Raw genomic sequence first — 5,037 nt, 5'->3', positions numbered from 1 at the left:
ATCGCCGGCAAGCCGTGCTCCTACAGGTTGTTAAACAACCTCCAGCCGAACCTTATGCTGGTTCAACAACTGCGCCAGCGCCGGCGACGGTTGCTGGTCAGTAACCAGACAATCGACCAGGCTGATCGGCCCCAGGCGAATCATGGCATTGCGCCCGAATTTGCTGGAGTCGGCGGCGAGGATCACCTGTCGGGCGTTGGCGATGATCGCCTGGGATACCCGAACTTCCTGATAATCGAAATCCAGCAGGCTGCCGTCTTCATCAATGCCGCTGATGCCGACCAGAGCAAAATCGACCTTGAACTGGTTGATGAAATCGACGCTGGCCTGACCGACTACACCACCGTCGCGGCGCACATTGCCGCCAGTCAGCAGCACGTCGAAATCGTCCTTGGCGCTGAGCATCGAAGCTACGTGCAGGTTGTTGGTGATGATCTTCAGATGGCTGTGATTGAGCAGCGCGCGGGCGATGGATTCGGTGGTGGTGCCGATGTTGATGAACAGCGAGGCGTGATCGGGGATCTGCGCGGCAATGGCTTCGCCGATCCGCTGCTTCTCATCGCGCATCTGGTCGGCGCGCATGGCGTAGGCGGTGTTTTCAACACTGGAATCGTAAGCCGCGCCGCCGTGATAGCGACGCAGTAAATTGGCTTCCGCGAGCTGATTGATATCGCGGCGGATGGTTTGCGGGGTAACAACGAACAGCGTGGCCATTTCCTCGATGCTGACATAGCCGCGTTCGCGGACAAGCTCGAGGATTTGCTGCTGACGGGGAGGCAGATTCATGGGGCGTCCTTTGGGCTGCCGTGCAAAATTTGCCCATGATGCCGCAGGAATCTGCTCCCTACCAGTTACAAGCTGATACCAGTCTGCAAGTGGGCTTATTCAGCCTCGTCTTCAGACGCCCAATCGCGAGTGCGGCTGACGGCTTTTTTCCAGCCGGCGTAAAGTTTTTCCTTGGCGGTTTCGTCCAGGGTCGGTTCGAACTTGCGTTCGATGACGGCTTTGCCACGCAACTCTTCCAGGCTACCCCAGAAACCGCAGGCCAGGCCCGCCAGGTAAGCCGCGCCCAGCGCCGTGGTTTCGCGCATTTGCGGGCGCTCGACCTGAGTGCCAAGGATGTCGGCCTGGAACTGCATGAGGAAGTTGTTCGCCACCGCACCGCCATCCACGCGCAGGGCTTTCAGGCGTTCGCCGGCGTCCTGTTGCATGGCGTCGAGCACGTCGCGGGTCTGGTAGGCGATCGACTCAAGCGCGGCACGGATGATGTGGTCCACACGAACACCGCGGGTCAGGCCGAACAATGCGCCACGGGCGTACGGGTCCCAATACGGCGCGCCGAGGCCGGTGAAGGCGGGCACCAGGTACACGCCGTTGCTGTCCTTGACCTTGTTGGCGAAGTATTCGGTGTCGTGGGCGTCGTTGATGATCTTCAACTCGTCACGCAGCCATTGCACGGTGGAGCCACCGTTGAACACCGCACCTTCCAGTGCGTAGGCCACTTCGCCGCGTGGGCCGCAGGCGATGGTGGTGAGCATGCCGTGTTTGGATTTCACGGCTTTGTCGCCAGTGTTCATCAACAGGAAGCAACCGGTGCCGTAGGTGTTTTTCGCCTGACCGGCTTCAACGCACATCTGACCGAACAACGCGGCTTGCTGGTCGCCAGCGATGCCGCCGATGGCAATGCCGCTTTTGGTACGGCCATAAATCTCCGACGACGACTTCACTTCCGGGAGCATTTCGCGGGGGATATCCAGCACCTCCAGCATCTTCGCGTCCCACTCCAGGGTGTGGATGTTGAAGAGCATCGTGCGCGAGGCGTTGGTGTAGTCGGTGACGTGCACCTTGCCGCCGGTAAATTTCCAGATCAGCCAGCTGTCGACGGTGCCGAACAGCAGTTCGCCGTTGCGCGCGCGTTCGCGGCTGCCTTCGACGTTGTCGAGAATCCACTTGAGCTTGGTGCCGGAGAAGTACGGGTCGGTGACCAGGCCTGTGGTGTCGCTGATGTATTGCTCGTGGCCATCGCGCTTGAGCTGTTGGCAGATCTCGGTGCTGCGGCGGCACTGCCAGACAATCGCGTTGTAGATCGGTCGGCCGGTGTTCTTGTCCCAGACCACGGTGGTTTCACGCTGGTTGGTGATGCCGATGGCCGCGACCTGATCGTGATGCAGGCCGGCTTGCGCCAGGGCCTCGACCATCACCGCGCTCTGGGTGGCGAAGATTTCCATCGGGTCATGTTCGACCCAGCCGGCTTGCGGGTAATGCTGCGCGAACTCCCGTTGAGCGGTGCAGACCACGTTGGCGTCGCGGTCGAAAATGATCGCGCGGGAGCTGGTCGTACCCTGATCGAGGGCAATGATGTAGTTCTTATTCTGAGTGTCGGTCATGTCGATTGCCTTGGACGAAATAAGGGAGTGAGGTCTGGCGCGCGATCTTTTCGGCAGGATCATGCGCCAACGGTATCAAGAAATTCTCGGTTTGCCGTCAATGGCCGTTGATGTGTCCTTTGTAGCAGGTACGGCGTTCGGCAGATGACGGGCGATGATTCCGCGGTAGGCCGCTGCACCGAGGCAGGCGCCGACTATCGGTGCGAAAACCGGAATCAGGAAGTACGGAATATCGCGCGCGCCGGTGAGGGAAATCTCACCCCAGCCGGCGAAAAAGGTCATCAGCTTAGGGCCGAAGTCACGGGCAGGATTCATCGCGAAACCGGTCAATGGCCCCATCGAACTGCCGATCACCGCAATCAGCAGGCCGATCAGGATCGGTGCCAGCGGGCCGTTGGGCAGGCCATTGTTGTCGTCGGTCAGCGACATGATCACGCCCATCAAAATGGCGGTGATGATGACTTCGACGAGGAATGCTTGTGCCGTGGACAGGCTCGGGTTGGGGAAAGTGGAGAACACCGACGCCAATTCCAGGCTGGCTTCGGTGCCGCGAACCATGTGGTGGGTTTGTTCGAAATCGAAGAACAGGTTGCTGTACAGCGTGTACACCAACAGAGCGCCGCAAAAGGCGCCAGCCACCTGGGCAAAAATGTAGAAGGGCAGTTTGCGCTTTTCGAAGTCGGCAAAAATGCTCAGCGCGATGCTCACTGCAGGGTTGAGATGAGCCCCGGAAACGCCTGCGGTCAGGTAGATCGCCATGCTCACGCCGACGCCCCAGATGATGCTGATTTCCCACAAGCCAAAGCTGGCACCCGCGACCTTGAGCGCGGCAACGCAACCTGTACCAAAAAAGATCAGAAGTGCAGTACCCAGAAACTCGGCCATGCATTGGCTCGAGAGCGACGGTTGTTGTAAAGCAGTTGTCATTGAAACCTCATTTTTTTTCTTGTCTGGCGCTTTCATTCCATTGTGGTCAAAGCGCGTTTTTCACCAAGGCAGGATCCCCATCCTGTTCCCGGTTTACAGCAGGGCACTGCGGTAAGACTTTTCGTACAGTTTCAGAAACGAAAAAATATAGACAAGAAACACGGCTGTCAAAGGTCGAAAGTGAACCATTGGTCACAAACAAACTATTAGTCCGGTGAATGATCGTGACTGGCGACGGTGGGCGGCCTGTCCAAACGGCGCCGGGATAGAGCCTTTTGCGGATCAATGTCCTAGAATCCGGCGCAGGATTTTTTCTACTGCCGCCAAGTCTGGAGCTGTCATGACACCCGCATTGGATTTGCTGAAAAAGGTTCGGGCCGAACACCGTGTGCACAGTTATGAACACGACCCGAAGGCTGCGTCCTACGGGCTGGAAGCGGCGGAAAAGCTCGGATTGGACCCGGCGCAAGTGTTCAAGACCTTGTTGGCGGCCAGTGAAAAAGGTGAATTGCTGGTGGCAGTGGTGCCGGTTGGCGGGACTCTCGATTTGAAAGCACTGGCCCATGCGGCCGGGGTGAAGAAAGTCGAAATGGCCGACCCGGCGGCGGCCCAGCGTTCCACCGGTTATCTGTTGGGTGGCATCAGTCCGTTGGGGCAGAAGAAGCGCTTGCGCACCTTTATTGACAATTCGGCCCAGCCCTTTGCGAGCATTTATGTCAGCGCGGGGCGCCGTGGCCTGGAAGTCGAACTGGCGCCCGCCGTGCTGGCTGAACATACCCAGGCAACGTTCGCCGATATCGGCCGCGCTTGAGCTTATAAAGGAGAAGTCTCATGCAGCTTGAGTTTCATCAGGTCGATGCGTTCAGTGATCGACCCTTCAGTGGCAATCCGGCGATGGTTTATCGACTGGATGCATGGCTCGCCGATGAGTTGATGCAAAAGATCGCCGCGGAACACAACCTCGCCGAAACCGCTTTCGTGGTGCGTGAAGGGCAGGGCTGGCACATTCGCTGGTTTACCCCGACCACCGAGGTGCCATTGTGTGGTCACGCGACCCTGGCCAGCGCTTACGTTTTGTTTGAAATCTACAAAGAACCCGTTGAGCGCCTGGACTTCACTTGCAAGTCCGGCCCGCTGAGCGTGAGTCGTGAGGGTGGGCGTTTGTGGCTGGATTTCCCGTCGATCATCCCTTCGGAAGTGGGCGTGACCCTGGACGTCGAGCGTGCGCTTGGCGTGGAAGCGGTCGATGTGCTGGGTTCGAACGAGTTGTTCGTGGTGCTGGAGTCCGAGCAGGCCGTGCTCGACTGCAAACCGGACATGGTCGCCCTGGCGAAACTGCCATGGTTGGGCGCCATCGTGACCGCGCGGGGCAATAAACACGATTTCGTCTCGCGCTATTTCGCACCGGCGATTGGCATCAATGAAGACCCGGTGACCGGATCGACTCATTGCAGCCTGATTCCGTATTGGTCAAGACGTCTGGGCAAGTCGAGTCTGACGGCTTATCAGTGTTCTGCGCGAGGTGGGGAGTTGTTCTGCCGGCTGGAAGGGGATCGGGTGAAGATAGGCGGGAATGCGACGCTGGTGGCCAGTGGCACGCTGATGTTGGGTTGAAAGCAAAAAAAATCGCAGCCTTCGGCAGCTCCTACATGGTTCGTGTACACCTGTAGATACCGTCTTGAACCTCACCGGGCAAGCGCAAGTTTCGGGTCGTAGGGCTGGC

General features: G+C 58.6%; 5 protein-coding genes. 2 read left to right on the top strand and 3 right to left on the bottom strand.

What is annotated here, in order from left to right:
* Positions 1–30: 30 nt before the first annotated feature.
* The 3 genes from ACW9JC_RS28645 to ACW9JC_RS28635 form a co-directional block, all read right to left on the bottom strand.
* Positions 31–786: a DeoR/GlpR family transcriptional regulator gene (locus ACW9JC_RS28645; protein ID WP_007971301.1), complete on the bottom strand. Its 756-nt coding sequence runs from the start codon at positions 784–786 to the stop codon at positions 31–33.
* Positions 787–881: 95 nt separating this feature from the next.
* A complete protein-coding gene (gene glpK / locus ACW9JC_RS28640) occupies positions 882–2,387 on the bottom strand; it encodes a glycerol kinase GlpK (protein ID WP_338582807.1) in 1,506 nt (501 codons plus the stop codon).
* 75 nt (positions 2,388–2,462) lie between these two features.
* A complete protein-coding gene (locus ACW9JC_RS28635; protein ID WP_457459242.1) occupies positions 2,463–3,314 on the bottom strand; it encodes an MIP/aquaporin family protein in 852 nt (283 codons plus the stop codon).
* 340 nt (positions 3,315–3,654) lie between these two features.
* On the opposite strand from ACW9JC_RS28635, the gene ybaK reads away from it, so the two are divergent.
* Both ybaK and ACW9JC_RS28625 read left to right on the top strand, forming a co-directional pair.
* Positions 3,655–4,125: a Cys-tRNA(Pro) deacylase gene (gene ybaK / locus ACW9JC_RS28630; protein WP_457459240.1), complete on the top strand. Its 471-nt coding sequence runs from the start codon at positions 3,655–3,657 to the stop codon at positions 4,123–4,125.
* A 20-nt stretch (positions 4,126–4,145) separates the two neighbouring features.
* Positions 4,146–4,928 carry a PhzF family phenazine biosynthesis protein gene (locus ACW9JC_RS28625; protein ID WP_457459238.1) on the top strand — a complete coding sequence of 261 codons (783 nt, stop codon included), beginning with the start codon at positions 4,146–4,148 and terminating at the stop codon, positions 4,926–4,928.
* Positions 4,929–5,037 lie beyond the last annotated feature (109 nt).

Source organism: Pseudomonas sp. SDO5591_S426, assembly GCF_054070755.1.
This window is presented reverse-complemented; position numbering and strand designations above follow the sequence as displayed.